Source organism: Bartonella sp. B39 (assembly GCF_053795145.1).
Map to the genome: position 1 here is coordinate 400904 of NZ_CP200036.1, position 23731 is coordinate 424634.

21 protein-coding genes are annotated in these 23731 nt (G+C 37.1%); 10 read left to right on the forward strand and 11 right to left on the reverse strand.

Annotated features, from left to right (window positions below; genetic code table 11):
- Both V4P57_RS01790 and V4P57_RS01795 read left to right on the forward strand, forming a co-directional pair.
- Positions 1 to 747 carry a TlyA family RNA methyltransferase gene (locus V4P57_RS01790; protein ID WP_455466496.1) on the forward strand — a complete coding sequence of 249 codons (747 nt, stop codon included), beginning with the start codon at positions 1 to 3 and terminating at the stop codon, positions 745 to 747.
- On the forward strand, positions 744 to 1997 hold the full coding sequence (locus V4P57_RS01795; RefSeq protein WP_455466498.1) for a class I SAM-dependent RNA methyltransferase: 1254 nt from the start codon (positions 744 to 746) through the stop codon (positions 1995 to 1997). The genes V4P57_RS01790 and V4P57_RS01795 overlap by 4 nt, the downstream gene beginning before the upstream one ends.
- A 64-nt stretch (positions 1998 to 2061) precedes the next feature.
- Here the strand turns inward: V4P57_RS01795 and tldD are convergent, their stop codons facing one another.
- Entirely contained in the window at positions 2062 to 3480 is a 1419-nt protein-coding gene (gene tldD / locus V4P57_RS01800; RefSeq protein ID WP_455466499.1) for a metalloprotease TldD, read from the reverse strand.
- A gap of 117 nt (positions 3481 to 3597) precedes the next feature.
- Positions 3598 to 4176 (reverse strand): invasion associated locus B family protein, encoded by a 579-nt coding sequence (locus V4P57_RS01805; RefSeq protein WP_455466943.1) that lies wholly within the window; start codon positions 4174 to 4176, stop codon positions 3598 to 3600.
- Between the two features lie 349 nt (positions 4177 to 4525).
- On the opposite strand from V4P57_RS01805, the gene cyoE reads away from it, so the two are divergent.
- The 4 genes from cyoE to rnhA all read left to right on the forward strand — a co-directional run bounded on the left by cyoE (position 4526) and on the right by rnhA (position 8140).
- A complete protein-coding gene (gene cyoE / locus V4P57_RS01810; RefSeq protein WP_455466944.1) occupies positions 4526 to 5461 on the forward strand; it encodes a heme o synthase in 936 nt (311 codons plus the stop codon).
- A gap of 191 nt (positions 5462 to 5652) precedes the next feature.
- Positions 5653 to 6675: a 4-hydroxy-3-methylbut-2-enyl diphosphate reductase gene (gene ispH, locus V4P57_RS01815; protein ID WP_455466500.1), complete on the forward strand. Its 1023-nt coding sequence runs from the start codon at positions 5653 to 5655 to the stop codon at positions 6673 to 6675.
- Positions 6676 to 6707: 32 nt separating this feature from the next.
- A complete protein-coding gene (locus V4P57_RS01820; protein ID WP_455466501.1) occupies positions 6708 to 7667 on the forward strand; it encodes a homoserine kinase in 960 nt (319 codons plus the stop codon).
- A 5-nt stretch (positions 7668 to 7672) separates the two neighbouring features.
- On the forward strand, positions 7673 to 8140 hold the full coding sequence (gene rnhA, locus V4P57_RS01825) for a ribonuclease HI (RefSeq protein ID WP_455466502.1): 468 nt from the start codon (positions 7673 to 7675) through the stop codon (positions 8138 to 8140).
- 25 nt (positions 8141 to 8165) lie between these two features.
- On the opposite strand, the gene V4P57_RS01830 is transcribed toward rnhA, so the two are convergent.
- The gene (locus V4P57_RS01830) at positions 8166 to 9044 is read right to left on the reverse strand and encodes a protein-disulfide reductase DsbD domain-containing protein (protein ID WP_455466503.1); all 879 of its coding nucleotides are present in this window, start codon (positions 9042 to 9044) and stop codon (positions 8166 to 8168) included.
- 71 nt (positions 9045 to 9115) lie between these two features.
- Here V4P57_RS01830 and V4P57_RS01835 point away from each other — a divergent pair, with 71 nt between their 5' ends.
- Positions 9116 to 9700 carry a YqgE/AlgH family protein gene (locus V4P57_RS01835; RefSeq protein ID WP_455466504.1) on the forward strand — a complete coding sequence of 195 codons (585 nt, stop codon included), beginning with the start codon at positions 9116 to 9118 and terminating at the stop codon, positions 9698 to 9700.
- 67 nt (positions 9701 to 9767) lie between these two features.
- Here the strand turns inward: V4P57_RS01835 and V4P57_RS01840 are convergent, their stop codons facing one another.
- The 7 genes from V4P57_RS01840 to V4P57_RS01870 form a co-directional block, all read right to left on the reverse strand.
- A complete protein-coding gene (locus V4P57_RS01840) occupies positions 9768 to 12653 on the reverse strand; it encodes an EAL domain-containing protein (RefSeq protein ID WP_455466505.1) in 2886 nt (961 codons plus the stop codon).
- A gap of 449 nt (positions 12654 to 13102) precedes the next feature.
- The gene (locus V4P57_RS01845; RefSeq protein ID WP_455466506.1) at positions 13103 to 14377 is read right to left on the reverse strand and encodes a M16 family metallopeptidase; all 1275 of its coding nucleotides are present in this window, start codon (positions 14375 to 14377) and stop codon (positions 13103 to 13105) included.
- Between the two features lie 82 nt (positions 14378 to 14459).
- Complete coding sequence (gene thrC / locus V4P57_RS01850; RefSeq protein ID WP_455466507.1) at positions 14460 to 15857, reverse strand: threonine synthase; 1398 nt, start codon at positions 15855 to 15857, stop codon at positions 14460 to 14462.
- Positions 15858 to 16506: 649 nt separating this feature from the next.
- Positions 16507 to 16875 carry a hypothetical protein gene (locus V4P57_RS01855; RefSeq protein ID WP_455466509.1) on the reverse strand — a complete coding sequence of 123 codons (369 nt, stop codon included), beginning with the start codon at positions 16873 to 16875 and terminating at the stop codon, positions 16507 to 16509.
- A gap of 226 nt (positions 16876 to 17101) precedes the next feature.
- Positions 17102 to 17476, reverse strand: coding sequence for a hypothetical protein (locus tag V4P57_RS01860; RefSeq protein ID WP_455466510.1), 375 nt, complete (start codon positions 17474 to 17476; stop codon positions 17102 to 17104).
- A gap of 181 nt (positions 17477 to 17657) precedes the next feature.
- The gene (locus tag V4P57_RS01865) at positions 17658 to 18029 is read right to left on the reverse strand and encodes a hypothetical protein (protein WP_455466511.1); all 372 of its coding nucleotides are present in this window, start codon (positions 18027 to 18029) and stop codon (positions 17658 to 17660) included.
- 712 nt (positions 18030 to 18741) lie between these two features.
- On the reverse strand, positions 18742 to 19443 hold the full coding sequence (locus tag V4P57_RS01870; RefSeq protein ID WP_455466512.1) for an HAD family hydrolase: 702 nt from the start codon (positions 19441 to 19443) through the stop codon (positions 18742 to 18744).
- Between the two features lie 328 nt (positions 19444 to 19771).
- Between V4P57_RS01870 and V4P57_RS01875 the strand changes: the two genes are divergently transcribed.
- Complete coding sequence (locus V4P57_RS01875) at positions 19772 to 20908, forward strand: DNA methyltransferase (RefSeq protein ID WP_455466513.1); 1137 nt, start codon at positions 19772 to 19774, stop codon at positions 20906 to 20908.
- A gap of 310 nt (positions 20909 to 21218) precedes the next feature.
- Here the strand turns inward: V4P57_RS01875 and mutY are convergent, their stop codons facing one another.
- The gene (gene mutY / locus V4P57_RS01880) at positions 21219 to 22277 is read right to left on the reverse strand and encodes an A/G-specific adenine glycosylase (protein ID WP_455466514.1); all 1059 of its coding nucleotides are present in this window, start codon (positions 22275 to 22277) and stop codon (positions 21219 to 21221) included.
- A 203-nt stretch (positions 22278 to 22480) separates the two neighbouring features.
- On the opposite strand from mutY, the gene V4P57_RS01885 reads away from it, so the two are divergent.
- Complete coding sequence (locus V4P57_RS01885; RefSeq protein WP_455466515.1) at positions 22481 to 22981, forward strand: DUF721 domain-containing protein; 501 nt, start codon at positions 22481 to 22483, stop codon at positions 22979 to 22981.
- An 83-nt stretch (positions 22982 to 23064) separates the two neighbouring features.
- Entirely contained in the window at positions 23065 to 23721 is a 657-nt protein-coding gene (locus V4P57_RS01890; RefSeq protein WP_455466516.1) for a DsbA family protein, read from the forward strand.
- Positions 23722 to 23731 lie beyond the last annotated feature (10 nt).

Sequence of the window (23731 nt, forward strand, 5' to 3'; positions counted from 1 at the left end):
ATGGCCGTTAGGAAAAGGCTTGATATTCTTTTAGTTGAAAAAAATTTTTTTACGACGCGCTCACGGGCACGTGATGCTATTATACGCCAGACTGTTAAAGTTGACGGCGAAATAATTTTAAAAGCTGGGCAAATCATTTCTGATGACGCACAGATTGTAGTTTGCGATCCAGCACAGAATTATGTTTCACGTGCAGCGTTAAAATTAATCAGTGCGCTTGATGCATTTCCGATTGTAACGGATAAAGTAACGGCTATTGATATTGGTGCATCAACAGGTGGTTTTACACAGGTTCTCTTAGAACGTGGGGCGGCCTATGTTATTGCTGTTGATGTTGGTCATCATCAGTTTGATGAACGTTTATCTGGAAACAGTGCAATAACTTTATTAGAAGGCTTAAATGTTAGAGATTTGAAACAGGAACATTTAGGCGGACGGGAAGTTGATCTCATCGTTTCAGATGTCAGCTTTATTTCTCTTAAGCTTGCATTACCTCCTGTTTTGTTTTTAGCCAAGAAGGGAGCCCAAGCCGTTTTATTGGTCAAGCCTCAATTTGAGGTCGGACGTAAGAATCTTGGTAAGGGTGGGGTATTAAAAGATCCGTCAATGGCTAAAGAAACTGCTGAAAGGCTTTTTAATTGGCTGGACACTCAAGCAGGGTGGAGTGCAAAAGGTTTACTTCCTTCACCTATTGCAGGCAGTGATGGTAATTTGGAATATTTGTTATTCGGAGAAAAACAAGAGTGAGTGATAATGTCATAATCGACCATATTGGAGCGAATGGTAATGGTATAATTAAAACATTGCATGGCTTGGTTTATGTTCCTTTTACTTTACCAGGAGAGTCTGCTGAAATCGCTGTTCGTGGAAAATATGGTACACTTATAGCATTAAAGAAAAAATCACCAGAACGTGTTAATGCTCTTTGCCAGCATTTTGGAGAATGTGGAGGGTGTGCACTTCAGCACTGGCGTTCTGATGCTTATCGCGTATGGAAACGACAACTGGTTATTGATGCGCTTAAAGGGTATGGAATTGATGTTGTCGTTTCGCCTTTAATCGAATGTAAGCCCTATAGCCGCCGGCGAATTACTTTAACAGCATCCATGACACCGCAAGGTTACAGAGTCGGTTTTAATCGTCATCTCTCTCATGATATTGTTGTTCTTGAAGAATGTCCAGTGAGCTGTCCAGAGCTTATATCTCGGTTGAGTGATATTAGGATGCTATGTTCTTTTCTAAGTAATCATGCTAAACGATTTCATGTTACGATAACATCTGTTCAAAATGGTTTAGATGTTGCTTTAAGTGGTTGTTTTGTGCGAGATGAACTTATTCGTCAAAAAATGGTGCGTGCAGCTCTTTCATGCGGGATTACGCGGTTGTCTGTTGAAGATGAAGTTTTGGTTGAACAAGAAAAACCATTGGTTTATTTCGGAGATGTCTGTGTTGAATTCCCGGCTGGCGGGTTTCTCCAAGCAACTTACGCAGCTGAAAATATCATAAGCAATATTATTTTGACTCATTTAAAAAAAGCAAAGAATGCTGCTGATCTATTTTCAGGAGTTGGAACTTTTACGTTACGTATGGCTAAAAAAATGAATGTTCATGCGGTTGAAAATGATAAGACAGCCTTAGAAAATCTGAATTTAGCAGCGCGTTTTGCGATCGGTTTAAAAACAGTAACTTGTGAAAAACGTGATCTTTTTCGCCATCCACTTTCTACAAAGGAACTTGAGTGTTTTGATAGTGTCGTTTTTGATCCTCCACGCACCGGTGCAGAAGAACAAATACGTGAATTGGCCAAGACAACAATACCACGCGTAGTAGCTATTTCGTGCAATCCTATTACATTTGCTCGTGATTTATCTCTCCTTGTTGCAGGTGGTTATACAGTGGAAAAAATCATACCGATTGATCAATTTTTATGGTCACCACATGTTGAAATTGTTGCTGTTTTGAGCAAGCGCAAAGCAAAGGCAAGCTGGAATCTTTAGCCTAAATTGAAAAGTTCTTCTAAATTCCTTTGATAATTTTTTAATCAGGTTGATTTGGCATATTTTATGAAAGTGCTGTTCCACCAATTGTCATATTATTAATTCGCAGATGAGGTTGCCCAACGCCAACAGGAACGTTTTGTCCGGCTTTTCCGCACATACCAACACCATTATCAAGTTTGCTATCATTCCCAATCATCGTAATACGTTTCATGGCATCTGGTCCGTTTCCGATAAAGGTCGCACCTTTAATTGGCGCAACAATTTTTCCATTTTCTATTCTATAAGCTTCAGTACATTCAAAGACGAATTTTCCAGAAGTGATATCAACTTGTCCTCCGCCAAATGAAACAGCATAGATACCACTTTTTAGTGAGGATAAAATTTCTTCAGGCGTTTTATCTCCCCCTAGCATGATCGTATTCGTCATTCGCGGCATTGGCGCATATGCATAGGATTCACGCCGTCCATTTCCGGTTGGATTAACCCCCATAAGCCTGGCATTTAGCCTGTCTTGCATAAAACCAATGAGTTTTCCATCTTCAATAAGAATGTTATATCCTGATGGGGTGCCCTCATCATCGAAAGTGAGTGAGCCACGACACTGGGGAATCGTGCCATCATCAACGACTGTAACACCCCTTGCGGCAACTTGTTTGCCCAAAAGTCCAGCAAAAGCTGATGTTTTTTTGCGGTTGAAGTCACCTTCCAAACCATGACCAACAGCTTCATGAAGCATGACACCAGGCCATCCATTGGCCAAGACGACATCAAATGTTCCTGCTGGTGCTGGTTCTGCTTCTAAGTTTATTAAAGCCATACGCAAGGATTCATCAGCAGCCTTTTTCCAATTTTCTTCACTAATGAATTGGCTAAATGCTTGCCGTCCACCACACCCATAGAAGCCATTTTCACGCCGATTACCCTCAGCAGCAACTACAGATATAGAAAGTCGTACAAGAGGACGAATATCACGAACTAGGTGCCCATCTGCGCGTAGAATTTCAACATGCTGTAGTGAGCCGGAGAGAGAAACAGTAACTTGATGCAATTTATCATTTTTTGCACGCAAATAGGTATCAATTTTTTGCAAAAGTGCACTTTTTTCTTCAAATGATGGGGCATCAAGGGGATTATGTGGCTGATAAAGTCTTTTATTTGTTTTTTGAGGAGCTGCGTTATAAGGTCCTGCATGATTATTATAGGTAACAGCTTTCGCTGCTTCACTGGCACGTTTGAGTGCAGCAGCGGATAATTCACTAGAGTGTGCATATCCAGTGGCCTCTCCAGCAACAACGCGCAAACCAAATCCCATATCTTGATGAAATGAGCCATTTTTAAGCTGTCCATTATCAAATAAAAGGGTTTCGCTTTCTGTATACTCTAGGTAAAGTTCACCATCATCAGCGTGATGAAGCGTTTCTTGTACCAGTGATTGTACTTTAGATGAAGCAATATCAAAATGGTCAATCAGTGATTTCATAGTGGTTATCCTATTTTTATGAGTGCTTGGAAAATTTCCATTTGTTTCCATTTGTCTTGTTTAAGAAGCTGTGAAGTACACTATGAGGTTTTAATCATTCAATATGCGTAAATTTTACTATGTTGGTAATGTTGCATAGGCGTCACTAAGACCATGAAGATCAATGATGCCTCCAATTGCTTGCTCAGGAGTTATGAAAATAAAGTAGGTTGCCATTTTACCTTTAAAAAAAAGCTGTAGTACATCTTCTTTAAGAAAAGCTTCAGCAACACAATTATCACCAAGACAACGGCGATATTCTACTCTTCCCATGTTTTTATCGTCAATTTTAAGTCCAACACCAGGACGCAACTCAACGCGGATAGGAACAAAAACACGCATTAAAGCTCCTTGATTTTTAGGGAGTTTATAAAACGTAACGCGGAGAGTAACATCATGACGACTTTGTGTGTGTACGTTTTGTACGACTTCACATTGTACATTTGGTGTACCTGGTGGTAGAGAGCAAACCTTTGTCCATGCACCGTAGGTTTGTGGAGCAGGGACATTTTGCACATGAGGTACCGCTGCCAGTACATGATAGGCAGGAATATTGTAGAGCGTATAGATAATCATACCAGCAAAGAGAGTCTTTTTTATTAATTCATAAAGTACCACAGAAAACCCCAACCACCTCAACACTACATCGTTATGCATAGCTCTGTATAAAAAATCAACTCTCAAGCTAGAATTATAACATAAAACCATTATCTCTCCAAACTATTAATCCATATACACAAAATAAAAGTAGGAAAAATAGCATGTCATAGAAGACAAGGCTTTTAGCGTTACTTTATGATGTTTAGTATAGTGTATATAGTACGCTTTTCGTATGAGAAATGATGTGTGTTTGAAAAATTTTGTTGCAAATATTTCGGTTTGTTTTTGGGGAAGAGGAGGGGTATCCTGCATGTTTTCAAAAACACTGTGCTATTAATTGGTGATTCCCTTATGCTAGACAATATTTGTTTGTGGATGATAGAAATGGAGGAGGTCTTTGAGTGGAATGTCTGTTTCAGGAGAATTATCGGCTGCAAGTGGTAAATCAATTCCGCCAAAATCCGGTATTGGTGATTATATCACGTTATTAAAACCACGGGTTATGTCACTCGTTATATTTACAGCTCTAGTTGGACTAGTTGTATCTCCAGTTCCGATTAGTCCATTTTATGGTTTTTTAGCAATTTTGTGTATTGCTATAGGTGGTGGTGGTGCAGGGGCACTTAATATGTGGTATGATTCTGACATTGATGCAGTGATGGAACGTACTAAAAATCGCCCCATTCCTAGTGGAAAAATCAGCTCTAGGAAGGCATTTATCTTTGGCATGGTTCTTTCTGCGCTTTCTGTATTAATTATGGGGATTTTTATTAATTGGTTTTCAGCTCTTTTTCTTGCGTTCACAATCTTTTTTTATGTTGTTATCTATACAATTTGGCTAAAGCGCATAACGCCACAAAATATTGTTATTGGTGGTGCAGCTGGAGCCTTTCCGCCAATGATTGGATGGGCTGCGACAACGGGTACAGTAAGTATTGATAGCTTTCTATTATTTTTAATCATTTTTATGTGGACCCCACCGCATTTTTGGTCTCTTTCTTTATTTTTGTCTCTTGATTATGACGCAGCAGGCATTCCTATGATGCCTAATGCAAGAGGCGAGTACTCAACAAAAAAACAGATATTATTTTATACTGTTCTTATGGCAATATGCGCTGCTGGGCCTTATATTACCAGCTTTGCGGGAATTTTTTATGGTATTTGTTCAACAATTTTGAGCATTATTTTTGTTTATTTTTCTTATCGTTTGTGGAAAGCTGACACGCATGACGCAACTATTTTAATGGCAAAAAAAACGTTTTTCTTTTCGTTATTCTATTTGGCTGCTCTCTTTGGAACTCTTTTAATCGAAACCCTAGTTTGGCATTTTATCAATTTCTAGCACAGTGAAATGAAAAGAGCGAACTTTAAAAATAACTTTGCTTGAAGAAAATGTGATAAGAGAGCGTCAGATATGGGTAATATTACGGGGGAAGGTAGTATTTTCCCGTTTTTTTACACGGCTGATGTCATGCATAACGATAATCTGTTTGAAACTGTGGTAAAAATTATAGATATTATTAAGGATGATTGATGACTGTACTTCCTCCTTTAACAATGCGTCTTTGTGGTCCGCGTGGATTTTGTGCAGGGGTTGATCGTGCTATTCAGATTGTCCTTCTTGCATTAAAAAAATATGGTGCTCCAGTGTATGTTCGTCATGAAATTGTGCATAACCGCTATGTGGTTGAGGGATTACAGCAGCGTGGAGCTATTTTTGTTGAAGAACTTGATGAAATTCCAGAAGAACACCGCGGTCAGCCAGTTGTATTTTCTGCCCATGGTGTGCCAAAATCTGTCCCAGAAGAGGCGCGTCGCTATAATTTATTCTACCTAGATGCGACATGTCCTTTGGTTTCTAAAGTTCATAAACAGGCGATACGGCATCAACGTCATGGCCGTCATGTTATATTGATTGGCCATTCTGGTCATCCTGAGGTGATAGGAACAATGGGACAGCTTGAAAAAGGGGCTGTGACATTAATTGAAACGATTGAAGATGCTTTACACTATAAACCAAATAATCCAGATAAATTAGGATTTGTAACGCAAACAACGCTTTCTGTTGAAGATACAGCAGGGATTCTCGATGTGTTACAACGACGTTTCCCTACATTAGAAGCTCCATCTTCTGAATCAATTTGTTATGCTACCACGAATCGACAAGATGCTGTTAAGGCAGCAGCAAAGGGGAGCGATTTATTTTTGATTGTTGGAGCACCGAATTCCTCTAATTCGCGACGTCTGGTAGAGGTTGCTGAAAGGTTTGGTGCACAGCGGGCTGTTTTAGTTCAGCGTGCTGATGAAATTGATTTTGATCATTTAGGAGCTCTTTCCGTTGTAAGCCTTTCAGCGGGAGCTTCTGCTCCTGAAATTATTGTTGATGAAATCATTTCAGCTTTTCGTGAGCGCTATGATGTTACAATAGAATTAGCTGAAACTGTAGTGGAAACGGAAACATTTTTGGTGAGTCGCGAACTACGTGATGTCACTTTAACTCCTCAAGATACAGCTTTTGTTAATGGTCGAGCTGAGACGCTGAAAAATGAAAATTAGGATACATACATGCCTATAACGAAAGAAAAGTAATGGCAGTTTATACAAATATTCATCCTAATGATTTGAGGATATTTTTGGCACGTTATTCGATAGGTTCACTTTTGTCCTATCAAGGTATCGAGGAGGGGATCGAGAATTCTAATTTCATGCTGTATACGACAGAAGGGAGATTTGTTCTAACACTTTATGAAAAACGTATTTCAAAAGATGATTTGCCTTTTTTTTGTAGTCTTATGCAACACTTAAGGCAGCGTGGAATTCCTTGCCCTCAACCAGTTGTACAAAATGATGGAACAATGATTGGTGAATTAGCAGGACGCCCTGCTGCTATTATTACTTTTCTGGAAGGAATGTGGGTTCGTCGACCCAATATATGTCATTGTGGCGAGGTAGGAACTGGTTTAGCGCAATTGCATTTAGCAGGACAGAGTTTTTCACTTAGCCGTAAAAATACTCTTTCTATTATGGATTGGAAATTATTGTGGGAAAAGTGTCAAACGAGCAAAGATAAATTGTTAAAAGAGTTTGAGCAAAAAATTGATATGGAGTTGTCTTTTTTACAAGAAAATTGGCCATCAAATTTACCAATAGGTATTATTCACGCTGATTTATTTAATGATAACGTGTTTTTTTTAAACCATCGTCTTTCTGGTATTATAGATTTCTATTTTGCTTGTAATGATTTTTTGGCTTATGATTTAGCTATCTGCTTGAATGCTTGGTGTTTTGAACCGGACCATTCCTATAGTCTTATCAAAGCACGTAGGTTATTAGAAAATTATCAAAAAATAAGACCATTGATACCTTTAGAAATGAAGGCTATTATTTTATTGGCGCGTGGTGCTTCTTTACGTTTTTTACTCACGCGTCTTTATGATTGGTTTAATACACCGCCAGAGAGCTTTGTCGTTAAGAAAGATCCACGGGAATACTGGCATAAGCTTTGTTTTTTCAGTAATGTAGGTTCACTGAGTGAGTTAGGTTTTTGAATTTTATGTTAGATAAGCAAAAGGTCGTTGAAATTTATACAGATGGTGCTTGTTCAGGAAATCCTGGAGTTGGAGGGTGGGGAGCAATTTTACGCTGGAATGGTTATGAACGTGAACTTTATGGTGGAAAAGTGCACACGACCAACAATCAAATGGAGTTGATGGCAGCGATTCATGCGTTGAAAGCACTAAAAAATCCCTGTGTTGTCGATATTTATACGGACTCAGTTTATGTACACAACGGTATCTCTATGTGGCTTGAAGCTTGGAAGAAAAATAATTGGCGTACTGCGTCAAAAAGTCCCGTGAAAAATAGAGAGTTATGGCAGGCTCTTGAAGGAGCCTGTTGTCATCATACCGTCAGATGGCATTGGGTAAAAGGGCATGCTGGACATCCAGATAACGAGCGCGCAGATGCACTTGCCCGGAAAGCAATTATTGAATATCGTGAAAACGGATGTTTTGAGAAATAGTCTTTTTGCAATCCTTTCTCTTTTATCATGGAGCAGTAAGAAGGGTTGGTTGTGTATAGAGTGTAAATGTACCACTCAAAGCATGATTTTTAAAAGAAACTGTATAAAAGATTGAGTGTTTTGTTTCATCTGGTATGAAATAGAGTGGAGCGCAAAAGAGTGTGTACTCTGCGTTTTCACTTACTTTTTTTGCTAGTCCAATTTGCATTTCTCCTCCATCTAAAAAGAGAGAAGAAGGTATTATTTTATTGCTATTTTGTATTTTTATGAAAAGGCTGTTTGTATCTTTTTCAGCACTTATTTTAAATTCATGATTCGTTGTATCGGGCAGAGAAGCTTGGGCATTTTTTAATAAGAAAGCAGGAAGACGTTTATTTTTGAGAGCAAGTGATGAAAAATCAAAATTAACAGTAAACGGAAGACAGATTTTATTACATAATCCAAGAGTTAAGGTACCGCTTAAATTTTTACTTGAACCGGAAAGACTGAAAGGTAATACCACCTTATCTTCATAGCCTAATGACCAGTCATTTGCTGTTTCATAAAGCTGTGGTGTGGGATAAAATATTTCATAAGAAACCTGTTGATTGAAGTTAAAAAATGGTGCCATGCCTGAATTACCTGGATTACGCCAATAGGTTTTCCATCCTGGTTTTAGAATAATTTCAATAATACCATCTCTTGTTTCAGAAAGAGAAGGTTCAGTAATAGCTAATCTGACACGGCCACCATCTGATTCATACCAGGATGTTGCAAAAAGGTATGTATTTTGTTCTGTTTGAGCACTGACAGAAATGTCAAATAATTCTAAAATTATGAATGTTAAGCTTAAAGTAACTAAAAGTTTTTTATAAAGGGAAACTGCGCTATTCTGTAAACTTGTAAATGTTTGAATTTTTTTCATTGGAGCTTTGTTTTCCTGTTGTACTAGCTAAAGTGAATTTTATCATGTAAATTATGGAGAATAACAGATTGATGAAGCAATGTAATGGCTTTTTGGGGGGGCAGTTGCTCATAGCAATGCCAGGGATGAATGACAAACGTTTTATGCGTTCTGTTATTTATGTCTGTGCGCATTCTGATGCTGGTGCCATGGGGATTATTCTCAATCAATTGCACCATATTGATTTTCCAGAGCTTTTGCTTCATCTTGGAGTCATAAACAGCGGTCAAAAAAAATGCCTTTCTGAACCAATAAGAAAGTTTCCAGTACGCTATGGTGGGCCTGTAGACCCTTCACGGGGTTTCGTGTTGCATTCTGATGATTATGCTTGTGAAGAAACTGTTTCTATTGCAGATAAAATCTGTTTTACAGCAACGATTGATATATTAAAAGCGATCAGTTGTGAACAAGGTCCACAACATGCATTGATAGCATTAGGTTATGCTGGATGGAAAGCCGGACAACTCGAAGCAGAAATTTCTACGAATGGTTGGTTAATTAGCTCTACGTCGCCCAGTTTTCTTTTTGAAAGCAATCTAAGTCGTAAATATGATGAAAGTTTGATCCGCATGGGGATCAACCCGACCTATCTCGTTTCTGAAATGGGGCACGCGTAGAATTTCACTCTTTGTCGAATTTTTTGATTTTATACAATGTCGCATCTCATTATGTGCTGCCTACCCATTATGTTTTGGCTGTATAAGGGAAATGATTTTGAACGAGAGTAATTAATTCTTCGAGAGTAATTGGCTTAGTCACAAGTGTGCTTTGAACATATTTACAGCCTTCTTGACGTAGGAAGATTGCTTCTTTTTCATTTTCAACGCCCTCTGCGATGATTTGCAAATTAAGATCAGTTGCCATATTAATAATGGACTTGAGAACAAGTTTTTTCTTGAGGGAGTCGATAGAAATAAACGAACGATCCAATTTAACCATATCGAATGGATAACGCACGAGATAAGCAAGTGATGAATAACCTGTTCCAAAATTATCGAGTGCAAGATTCATTCCGAGTACTTTAATTTGTTCAAGAAAGTGTGCTGATTGTTCAGGATTTTTTCTTAAGACAAACTCGGATATTTCGATCATCAACCCCCCCTTGTTGAGCGGGTAGCGAAGTAAAGCGGAGCGCAATTGACTGATGAAACGAGGATGAACCATTTCCGAGCTTGGTAAATTAATTGAAATAAAGAAAGATTGTTGGGAGAATTTTTCTTGTACATTTGTAAGATCAATAACAGCATTATCGATGATAAATTGGGATAAATCCATAACGATTTGTTCATTTTCTACGATTTTGATAAAATCAGAGACATTTAAATTTCCATAACTTGGATGATGCCATTCTACAATTGTTTCAAAACCAATAATGTGCCCGTCTGATAAATTAAGGATAGGATGATAAAGGATTTTTATTTCATTACGTTTTATGGCGTAATGAATATCCTTCCCCATAGTGTTATGCTCAATGCTGAAAGTACGAAAATTGGGGCGAAAAGGTTCAATATGATTGCCACCCATTTGTTTTGCGCGGATCATTGCTAGTTCGCTATCATTTAAAATATCTTTAGCAGTCGACCTACTTTCACTCCATGTAACTAGTCCAATTGATGTTGAAAGCGTTATTTTTTTTTCTGTAAGTGAAATGGGTGCTGAGATTGTTTTGTGCAGATTATCTGCAAATTGTGCAATTTTCTGTGGTTCAGTTTCGCTGAGTAAAATGATTGCAAAACGATCTGCGGAAAGACGTGATAAGGTATCTTGAAAGTTAATAAGGCGGCTTAAACGGCGTGCTATGATGAGCAGTACAGTATCACCAACAGCTATGCCTAATTTGCGATTAATTTGACGGAAATTGTCAAAGTCAATCATAAAGACAGTTGGTCTAATTTTTATATTTGCTTTAGCCAAAGAAGTATAGTTTTGTAGTCTGTCAAAGAAAATTTGTTGGTTAGGAAGTCCTGTTAAGCTGTCGTGAATAGCATCATGCAACAAACGTTCTTCAGCTTTTTTGTGGTTAGTAATATTGACAATGGTTCCAATGACACGCGTAATTTTTCCATCTTTTTGCATAGCTGGTCGTGCACGAAGGGAGAACCAATGATAATAACCACCACCAGAAGATAACCGAAAAACTTGATCAATACGCCCTTTCTTATTTTTAAGAATAATGTCCAATATGGCTTGAAAGCGTTCACGATCATCGTGATGCAAGGCTGAAATCCAGTTGCGCATAGGACCATTGAGTTTGTCGGTTTCAATACCAAAAAGGGTTGCCATATTTGGGTGTACAACAATGCGGTCACGCTCAATATTCCAGTCCCAAATAATATTTCCAGCTCCCTTTGCTGCAAGCACTTGTTGTTCAAGGTCGGAAAATATTCCTTCGTGGAAAGCATCACTGGAAAAAGTTTGTTGCATGACAGTAAAACTGATGAGGAGCACAATAAGCACTAATCCCCCTGCTAATGCTGGCTGGATAATATCATTGTTTAAATATCCTGCTATGCAGGCATAAGCTCCAATACACCAGAAGCTAATGAGCAACCATGTTGGGATAAGCATGATTGCACGGTCATAGCTTCGGATCGAAAAATAGCCGATCAAAATTATACCAAGCACGGCAGTAAGTCCAAATGACAGACGGGCGATGCCAGCTGCTCTTGTTGGATCATAAATAGCAAATGCTCCAAGACCACAAAGAGCAATGGTCCATACGATTGCACCATAACTAAAGTGATAGTGCCAACGGTTAAGGCATAGATAGGTAAAAAGGAAAATGAAGAGTGTAGCGGCAAGTGCTACTTCTGTACTAGCACGCCAGATCGGTTGTGTTGTCAATGTCACTGCAAAAAATTTATTTAAAAAGTTAAAGTCGATGCCGATATAAAAGAGTACTGCCCAAGCGATAGCAGCTGTTGCAGGAAAGAGTCCTGTTCCACGAACGACAAAAAGAACGGTTAACAAAAGTGCTAAAAGACCTGATATACCAAGAAGAATACCATGATAAAGTGTATAAGAATTGATTGCATCCTTATAGGCTTCAGGCTGCCATAAATAGATTTTCGGTAGATTTGCAGAGTTAAGTTCAGCAACAAACGTAACAACAGCACCAGGGTTCAGTGTAATACGAAAGATATCAGAGTTTGCACTAGCTTGACGATCGAGAGAAAAGCCTTCACTTGGAGTAATGGATTGAATTCGTGCTGATCCGAGATCTGGCCAAAGAAATCCTGAATGAGCCATACGATAATGCGGAGCAACGATAAGACGGTCGATTTGTTCATCTGTTGGATTTGCAAGAGAAAATACTGCCCAGTTTCCAGAAAATTTTTCACTTTTTGCCTGCACTTCAATGCGCCATACAATACCATCTGGTCCTGGTGCTGTACTTGTTTGAAAGATAGAGTTGTTTGTATGGTAAATTTCGATCGCTTTTGAAAGGTCAAGAGCTGCATCATGAGAAGAAATTTTAACTGGCTCAATTGCCTGTGCTGACGTAAGGTGGATAAAAGAACTGACGATTACAATGAAAATGATGTCAATGATTTTACGCAAATTCTTCACAATGTCCCACTCTCAGTATTTTAGGATGTTTAATTTTAATTAGATTTTCGAGAAAAAATATCCACCTTTTATAAATTGTTCTACATAACAAGCGGTTATTATTTTCTTTTAAAAAGTTGTAAGATTATACAAAAATAGATCAATCCCTCATTTACTTTAGTAAAGCTTGAAGCTGATAGATTTTTATATTTTTGTAGGGCAAAATTAAACCATGAGTTTTCAGATTTCATAGAGATACTTTCGCTCATAAGCCACTTTATCACATGAAGGAGGAATTGGGTAGTTTTGTACACCTCTTTGATAAATATTTCCCAAACTTATTTAGTGAGAAGAATGTTTGTGGTAAATTTTAGCATAAAACTTGTGCATGTTATTATGCTACTGCTTTTAAAAGCAATTTTTATATCTCCAATATGTACGAAAGCATTTTGGGAAAACCTTGTTTAATATTACTTTATTTTGTATGAAAGAATTGATGTTAAATCATCAAAATTCATAAGGGATCCAACAGGTCCGACAGCAGCTAATGTTGGAATGGAATTGATAAAAAGACGATGAGCTAAGTCAGTTAATCTTGCAGGAGTAATGAGATCTAAACGTTCAATTGTTTCAGATATTGGAATTGGTCGACCGTAAAGAAGCATTTGACGAGCAATGAGATGTGCTTGACTCGATGGATTTTCCTGCGACATTGTAAGGTTAGCGCGATATTGCGCTTGTGCTCGTTTAAGTTCATTGGCATGAATATTTTTGCTTGTCTTCGAAAGCTCATCAAGAATCACGGGAAGCAGTTCTTTTAGTCCTTTTTGTCCAGTGGCGGCATGGACTCCAAAGAGCCCAGTATCTGAAAATCCCCAATGAAAAGCATAAACAGAATAGCATAATCCACGTTTCTCTCTCACTTCTTGGAAGAGGCGCGATGACATGCCTCCGCCAAGAATAATTGAAAGAATTTGGGCAGCATAAAAGTCACGTGCATGATAAGCACGCCCTTCAAAACCAAGAACAACTTGTGTATCCATTAAATCACGATATTCACGAAAATCGCCGCCGACATAATTTGCAAGGTTGGTGAGGGGTGCTGTTGAATGGGAGCGAAAAGTGCTAAGACGGCTTTCAACCTCTTGCAGGAATTTTTCGTGCTGTACAGCTCCTGCTGCAACCACGATCATACGGTCTGCACTGTATTGTTTATTCATAAAATTATGAAGGTCAGCAGATGTAAATGATTGAATTGTTTTTGGCGTTCCTAAAATAGAGCGACCAAGCGACTGATGACGAAAGGCTGTTTCAGTAAAGTGATCAAAAACAATATCATCAGGAACATCATGGGCAGCACCAATTTCCTGAAGAATTACTTGTTTTTCTCGTTCTAATTCATCTTCGTCAAATTGTGAATGCATCAAAATATCGGCTAGAATGTCAATAGCAAGTGGGATATCGCTTTTAAGTACACGCGCAAAATAGGCAGTTGTTTCAGTACTGGTTGTGGCATTGATTTCACCACCAACATCTTCAACATCGGTTGCAATTTGAAAGGCTGTACGGTTTTCTGTTCCTTTGAAAGCCATATGTTCAAGAAGATGGGCAATACCATGTTGTGCGAAAGTTTCATTGCGTGAGCCAACTTTAACCCATATTCCGAGTGCTACACTGTCAATGTGTTGCATCGCACGCGTGGCGATCGTCAAACCATTACTAAGGCGACTGATATCTACACCCATGTGTTTACGACTCCATTAAACAAGCCAAATACTTCATTTAAGGGCATTGGAATACTCCTGATTTGAATTAACGCAGCTAAATTTAATAAGATGCACGCGATTTTAAAGAAATATAATCTTTTACTATTTTTTCATCATTAGCAAGACCTATAAAATGTTCTTCTCGTTCCATTAAATCATTGAGACAAGAGGGCCATGGGGCATTAAGTCCACAGGCACTTTTGATAGCATCAGAAAATTTTGCAGGATGAGCGGTGGCAAGAACGATCATTGGAATGTGTGGCTGCTTGTTTTCGCGCGCTACTTTAAGTGCAACAGCTGTATGTGGATCAGCGAGATAGCCACTTTCCTTATAAACACTCTCAATTGTTTGTGCTGTTTCATCTACGTTACTCTTTCCGGCAGAAAATAGAGAGCGAATATTCTTGAGCTGTTTTTCGTTAAGATTAAAATACCCTGATTTTTTCAAGTTTTTCATCGCATTGCGAATCCACATTGAATCACGATCGCCACTTTCAAACAACAAGCGTTCAAAATTAGAAGAGATTTGAATATCCATAGAAGGTGATGTTGTCTTGGTTATAGGTTTTGTTTCGTAAATGCCGCTAGCCAATGTGCGTGCAAGGATATCATTGTCATTCGTTGCAATTACCAGTTGTGCAATGGGCAATCCCATACGGGCAGCAACATAGCCTGCAAAAATATCACCGAAATTTCCAGTAGGAACAGTAAATGAAATAGATCTATCAGGAGCGCCTAAGGAAAGTGCAGATGAGAAATAGTAAACAATTTGCGCCATGATACGCGCCCAATTTATAGAATTAACTCCCGAAAGCGCTTTTTTTTGACGGAAATTATGGTCGTTAAACATTGCTTTGACGAGTGCTTGGCAATCATCAAAATTCCCTTCAATGGCGATGGTATGAATATTTGTGCTTTGATTGGTGGTCATTTGTCGCTGTTGAACGGGTGATACGCGTCCTTTAGGAAATAAAATAAAAACATCTGAGTGTTCTCTTCCTGCAAAGGCTTGTATTGCAGCACCACCGGTATCACCTGATGTAGCAGCAATAATCGTTGCGTGCTTATTTTTTTTAGTCAGAATATGATCCATCAGTCTAGAAAGGAACTGCATTGCGACATCTTTAAATGCTAAAGTAGGGCCGTAAAAAAGCTCAAGGATAAATTCATTCGCTCCAGTTTGCAGTAACGGACAGATTGCTGGATGATGAAAGGAAGCATAAGATTCAGCAATCATATTTTCAAAAGAGGTATATTCGATCTCGTTATTTACAAAGGGCCAAAGAATGGTTTTAGCGATCGTCGTATAGGATTGACCGCGGAGTGCTCTCAGTGCGTCGAATGATAATTGGGGAAATTTTTCTGGAAGATAAAGTCCACCATCACTAGCCAACCCCGTCATAATAGTTTCAGTGAAGCCTAGAGCAGGAGCTTCACCTCTCGTACTGATATATTTCATAAATCTTTTCCTTCGTTTATTTCCGGCAAGTTGGTGAAGTTATTTATTTCATGTTTTTCATAGTATTTAAATTACTAAATGAATAGAAGTTTGTTTGCTTATTCTTATGAATAATGAAAATAAATGCTATTAGTTCTTTTTGATTTTTTATATATAACACATTGAGTATTAATGAAAATTTTTCATAGTTGAGAGGATTTTTTCTGTTATTTACTCGCTTATTTTATAATTCGTGTCAACTTATGCATTTTCCTGAATATTGAGATCAATATACAAGATAGTATTTATCGAAGATATTTCTTGCAAAAACTCAATCTTTCATAGTTGTTTTTTTGTTCTTACTTTGTAGAATCAAAAATCCATATGACAATTAATGTCTCCGAAATGGCATATTATGACTCATGTTGAATGATTTATGAGATAATTGCGTGGCATTTTGTGCATAAATTATGTATCTTAAGTAATCTTTGTCTAGTCTAAATTATCAGTTTTCATGCTAATAGGTATTATATTTGTGCTACACAGTATTACTGGTGATGAGCAAGGTTATCCATAGAAAGCACAAAAAACAGTCTGCCCAATTGTTTGAGGCAGACTGCATTTTAAGTGTTACTTTTTAAACAGAAAAAAGTAACCGAATAACTTTGGATTATTTGACTTTAATTTTGCCTATTGCCCATCCAATTACTGCGGTCACAACGGCCATAACAGATCCAGTTAAGGCGCCAAAACCTAAAGCTCCTAATGTAGTAAAAAAACCTAATGTAATGGGCTCAAATACCCTTTCAATTTTTCCTTCAAAGTCAGTTTGACTTTCTGCTCTATAATTTAAACTTGGAACATAAAAGGCAGCTGTACTGATTTCTTTTTTCTTTTCTTGTCCCATTACGAAGACAGAAACATCTCCTCGTTGAGGACTACTCCTCAAATGATTTGCATTAACATTTACAATTTGTGAAAGAAAAAAAGCAACCGCCACAAAAATACTTAACACATAATTTTTAAGCAATTTAATCATAATTTTACCTCAAATATTCTTTACTGTTAACATGAATAAGCAAACGTATTGATGGGATAGTGAATGCTTTGAAAGAGATAATGCACAGAAGCGTTCACGATTCTCTTAATTTACGATAGGGTGGTTTGTTGTGTTTTTTATTATCAAAAATCAATTTGAACACATAATGCGATTATATTTTTGACCTTTTATGCTGAAAGATTTTATTTTCATAGGCTTCCAGTATTTAGGCGGCAAATTTGACAGCTTCCACTATTTTTCCTATTATCCACCCTAATAGCATGCCTGCCGCACTTGCTGCATATCCAGTCAATACCCCAACACCAAAAAGGCTTAGCGTAACGGGCTCAACCACCTTTTCGATTTTTCCTTCAGTGGGGATTCCATTTTCCACTTCATAACCAAAAGTTGAATCATGGAGAGCGGTCATAGTAACTGCTTTAGATATCGTATTTCCCGCTTGTTTCATTAAGAAACCAGCAACCTCTTCTTTTTTATGGCTATTTCTTAAATGATTTGCGTTAATACTCATAACTTGTGAAAGAAAAAAGACGATCACTATAAAAATATTCAATACGTAATTTTTAAATACTCTTGTCATAATTTCACCTCAAATACTTTTTACTTTTAACATTAATGGATGAATGCATCAGTGTAATACATGACCTCAGTGACTAGAATGTATTACCTATGTTTACTATCTACGGCGATGGGATAATTGTCCATTATGTATTTACATACATAATGCATTGAATAACATAATGAGACTATTTATCAAAGTCCTATACGGAACGATGTTGTTTGATCATCAATAATATGTCCTTTATCCATCCTATTACCGCGCTTATGAAGCTTACCACATGTCCGGCAATCAGAATTCCTGTTCCTACCGTGATGGGTTCAACTATCTTTTCAATTTTTCCTTCAACAGTATCTCCGTTTTTCACTTCATAACCTAAAATTGGAGCATAAAAAGTAACCATAGTAACTGCTTGAGATGACGCATTTCCCACTTGTTCCATCAAGAAACCAGCAATAACCTCTTTTTGATGGCCGTTTTTTAAATGATTTGCATTAACACTCACAATTTGTGAAAGAAAAAAAGCATATGCTATAAGAATACTTAATGCATAATTTTTAAAAATTTTTACCATAACTTCCACCTCAAATATTTTTTACTTAAATAAGTGAATAAAATACTATTATAAAAATTGTGACAAAAAATAACCTACTTTTAAACACTATATGCCATTATGTATTTTTAGTCAATAATAAAAATACATAATGATGTACAATTGTAATTTTTAAAAATATGTTTCAATATTATAGTAGTATTTATGAAAATTGTGAGAAAGATATGATGCATAAGGAAAGATTATGGATATTTATAATGCACGTGTGAAATATGTTTTTGAAATATTTTACTGTATATAATATGTTACATCGATAGAAAAGTATTATTAAAAAATATTAACCATAATAATTTTATTATATTACACAATAAATACATGATGTATCATTTTTATATTATCTGATCATTAAAATAGATAATGTGTTTTGTTATTTGAGATTACATCACTTTTTAAAATAAATGTAATTATAAATCTTTTATAATATATACTTTATTTTTATAGGATAAAATTACGAATGCATCTTTTATTATTCAATCTTTATCACATAAGAAACATGAAAATGATAATGGGCTGTTTCTCACCAGATCAAACACTAAGTTCATTAATAATTTTTTTCATAATATTGATCATTATTGGGGCATATATTCTACGATACAGTATTGAATCGTCATCTGATTATTGTATGTATTGGTATCGTTAGGATCAAAAGGTATATCGTGCTTCATAACAAATTTTACGATAAATCGCACCATACTGCCATTGCCTCTAAAACTTCTAGCAAATGGGTATGCTTGGCGATAACCGTTTCAGCGCCAGCTTCTGCAAGTGCATGAGAATGTCCAAGATAACTATGTGATCCTCCAGTAAAGCCGATGACGCGCATGCCCGCTGCAGACGCAGCATGTACGCCATGAATTGAATCCTCTATAACAATGGTGTTTGTTGGCTCTGCACGTAATTGTTGTGCAGCAAAAAGAAAAACATCAGGGGCTGGTTTAGTTTTTTTTGTGCCAACTTCAGGGGCAGAAAATATTTTATATTTATCATCAAAAAGATCATAAAGATTAACGGCAGAGAGCATCTCTTTTATATCTATGCTTTTTGCATTAGAGCAGATACAGTAGGGATAGCGAGTTTGAATGATTTCTATTGCTTCTCTTATACCATCAAGAGCACGTAAATCCGTTGTTATTTGCGCGCGAAAAAGATTTGACATTTGATCTATGAGATGAGCAGAAACTGGCTTTTCTGTTTCTTGTTCAACTTGTCTAAGAATATCGCGAAAAATCAGCCCCGCATAACGTTCACTTAATTCTTCAGGTGATATTTCATATCCTGTTTGTTTAAGTAATTGAGATCCAATTTTTGCCGCGAGATATTCAGAGTCTACTAAAACTCCATCACAATCAAAAATAATGAGATCTATCTGATGCATGAGATATTCCTTTATATATTATTTACTAGATTGAAAACGTTTATAGAAATGTCACAGAGATGATTTTATTTCATAAAAATATGCTTTAAAAGTGATTCCTATTCATCTGACGAAATAAAAGATACGAGAACAGTACGTTAAAGGGAAGAAAATAAGGATTTATCGGATGAAATTTCTTTATTTTTCCTGAAATAGCAAAAATACCTGTCAAATTTTAGGATTTTAACGATACATTTACTCTATTTTGTAAATATGGATTGGTAATGCGGGCCTATAAACCATTTTGATTGATTATAGGGCAAATTCAGTTCATTTCGTTGGGTTTTTCATGACAGTTATTCAGCTTCAAAAAGATTTCGTTCACACTCTTTCACGGATATCATGGCGCAATAAAATTTTCAAAGGAGATTGTGTTGCAGTGTTGGAAAAACTTCCAAAACATTCAGTTGATGTGATTTTTGCCGATCCTCCTTATAATTTGCAATTAGATGGTGCTTTATATCGTCCAGATCATTCGCTTGTTGATGCGGTTGATGATGAATGGGATCAGTTTGAAAGTTTTGCTGCTTATGATGCTTTCACGCGTGCATGGTTGCTTGCTTGTCGTCGTGTGTTAAAACCAAACGGGACGCTTTGGGTTATTGGATCCTACCATAATATTTTTCGGGTTGGTACGGCATTACAAGATTTAGGTTTTTGGGTACTTAATGATATCATTTGGCGCAAAAATAATCCTATGCCTAATTTTCGGGGGCGTCGCTTTCAAAATGCTCATGAGACACTTATTTGGGCTGTCCGAGATCAAAAGGATAAAAAGTACACATTTAATTATGATGCCTTAAAAGCTGCGAATGAAGATTTACAAATGCGTTCAGATTGGCTTTTTCCTCTCTGTACTGGTGCTGAACGTTTAAAAGATGAAGCAGGGTGTAAATTGCATCCAACACAAAAACCACAAGCGCTATTAGCTCGTATTATTATGGCTTCTAGTAAGCCTGGTGATGTCATTCTTGATCCGTTTTTTGGTTCGGGAACGACAGGTGCTGTTGCTAAACTTTTAAGGCGTGATTTTGTAGGTATTGAACGCGAGCAACACTACATTGATGCGGCATGTGAGAGGATTGCTGCGGTTAAACCTTTAGACAAACCAGAATTGGCAATTTTGGATAAGAAAAAAGCAGAACCGCGTGTAGCATTCAACAGTTTACTTGAAGCGGGTTTACTTTATCCAGGAGAGATTCTTTACGATTGCAAGAAGCAAGTATCTGCTATTGTAAGGGCTGATGGTACGATCATGCACGGTGGTGAAGCTGGTTCTATTCATGCAATGGGGCGAAAAGCCCAAGATTCACAAAGCTGTAACGGTTGGACTTTTTGGTATTATGAAGAAAAAGGACAGTTGAAATCCATAGATAATTTAAGAATGATAATACGTTCACAGATGTTAAAAACCGGTGTTTTGTGAAGTGCTAAATTGATAGCATAATCATATAGATCAGCTTTCAATGCTGCATTTTTGTACTCGGAGATTAATAAAGAGGGACACTTATTTTATTTTTAACATTTTTGTCTGCATACAAATTCCGCTTGTGATGTGCAAGTGAATGTTTTTATGATGATTCATCATAAAAGGAGCGGAAATGAGAAATTGTCATTGTATTTGAGGCTCTCATTTTTAATTTGCAAACAATAAAGGATCATTATAAACTAGCACGCTTTGTGAAAAACAAAACATGAAATATTGCGTATTAAACTAAGAAACCCATTGATGAGGGTTATTGAGATCTAAAAGAATTGGGAATCGCTACAGAAATAGCCTTTTTCATAACAGTAGGTAGTGCTTCTTCAGCAAGATTGTGGATATCGCACCACCAGCCGTTTTCACGATTCATTTTATGAACACTGTTAGTATAGTAAACGTCGAGTTTTAGGGAGAAGTGAGTAAAGACATGCGTAATCTGTCCTTTAAATTGCCAGTTGGCGATAAAGGGTGCGTTCTGGAGACTTTCTTCGTTGTTTATTCCAATGTTGTTAGGAATTTGGGTCATTCCCCCGAGAAGCTTTTTCCCCTGTCGTTTTTCTAAATAAATTTGTTTATTTTCATTAAGAACAACAAAGGCAACACCACTTTTTGAAGGGCGTTCTTTTTTAGGGGCTTTGACTGGAAAAGCCTCTGTCATTTGCATCTTTTCTGCTTTGCACGAACTTTGAAGAGGGCAGAGGTAACAAGATGGTTTGCGTGGTGTACAAATGGTTGCTCCCAGATCCATCATTGCTTGAGCAAAATCACCAGGACGATTTAAAGCGGTAATTTTTTGTGTTTTTTCTTTGATTTCAGTTTTTGCTTTTGGCAATGCTAAAGCGATAGCAAATAAGCGGGTCACAACGCGTTCCACGTTGCTATCAACAACTGCTACAGGATGGTTAAAAGCAATTACGGCGATAGCTGCAGCAGTATAGTCTCCAATACCCGAGAGAGTTCGCAATGCTTTTACAGACTGTGGAAATTGTCCTCCGTAATTTTCCACAAGTTGTCTAGCACAATTTTTAAGATTACGTGCACGGGAATAATAACCAAGTCCAGCCCATGCTTTCATGATATCATCTTGTGAGGCTTTTGCTAAAGAAGAGAGATCAGGCCAAAGTTTCAGAAATTTTTGAAAATAAGGTTTTACAGCTTCGACAGTTGTTTGTTGAAGCATGATTTCAGAAAGCCAAATGCGGTAAGGATCAGGGCGAATGCCTTGTATTTGTTCTTCAGGGGTGATCCGCCATGGTAAAAGTCTGTGCTTCTGATCGTACCAGGAAAGGAGGCGCGAAGAAATTTCATGCATGTTTTTTTTCAATCATATGATGATATAAAATGCAAAAGAAAAAACATTTGTTTTAAAATTCATATTTTATTTTTATTTTTTATTACCAAAACTTTAGTTATATGAGAATTAGGTTTTGTTGGTATTTAGTCAGGTTTGAGGAATAGTTTTTTAATAAAATAAATTGCCATAATTTAGCAAATAAGTGAATGATGATCTAGAAAATGAGCAAACAATTTAAAAAGCGCCATTTTTATTCTCTTTCTGAGACGGTATCCAAAATGCTTGATCCAGTTTTACGTAAACGGACAGGGCTTAATGTCGCACTGATAGAGCATTGGTCACAGATTGCAGGTTATGATATCGGTGAGCATACAATGCCGATTAAAATTATTTGGAAGCATCGTTCGGCTCAAGATGAAGTGTTCCAACCTGCAACGCTTATTGTAGCATGTGAAGGGTTTACTGCCTTGAAATTGATGCACGGAACAGATGAATTACTCCATAGGATTAATGTTTTTTTTGGGTATATTGCTGTTGATCGTATCAAGATTGAGCAAAGATGTATATCTGATCCAAAAAATCACTTGCCGATGATACCTGTTCCGAATGAAAAAGATAAAAAACGTATAAAAAAAATGCTTGAGGAAGTTAAAAGTAAGAATTTACGCCAATCACTTTATGAACTTGGCTGTTGCATTTTTGCAGAAAAAAATAATAAATAGTAAGATATTTTATATATTCTCCTTTAGTATATAAGAAGGTGTTGAATTTTTATTCGTTTAATAACAACAGAAAAGTATTATTTATGATAAAGTGTCGTTCTTTTTTGGCGTTCGCGATTATTTTTCTCTTAGTGGTAACTGTACAGATCAGTTCAACTGTTGTTGATGCTAGTGGAACTAAACCAGTTTCAACTGTTGATATGGCAGAGGTCCTTCAATCGGGAAAAGTGGAGGATCGGTTTGAGGGAGAGGTGAATGCACCGGTAACAATTGTCGAGTATGCTTCGTTGACTTGTATTCATTGTGCGTATTTTTATAATGATATACTTCCCCAAATTCGTAAAAAGTATATCAAAACAGGAAAAGTAAAACTTATTTTCCGAGAATATGCCTTTGATCCTAGGGCAACAGCAGGTTTTATGTTGGCGCGATGTGCACCAAAAGATCGCTATTTTCCTTTGATAGAAATTTTGTTTCAAAAACAGCATGGGTGGGTTTGGGGACAAGATGCTCTAACACCGTTGAAGAAAATTGGCTTGATGGCGGGTTTTACAGATGAAAGTTTTACTGCTTGCTTGAAAAATCAAACCCTTTTAGATGAAGTAAATGCATCCTTTGAGCGTGGCAAAGAGCTTGGTGTTACAGCAACACCTACATTCTTTATTAATGGTAATAAGTATGAAGGTGTGATGTCAGTAGAATCCTTCTTTTCGGTGATTGATAGTTTTCTCAAAAAGTAAATTTTCCTTA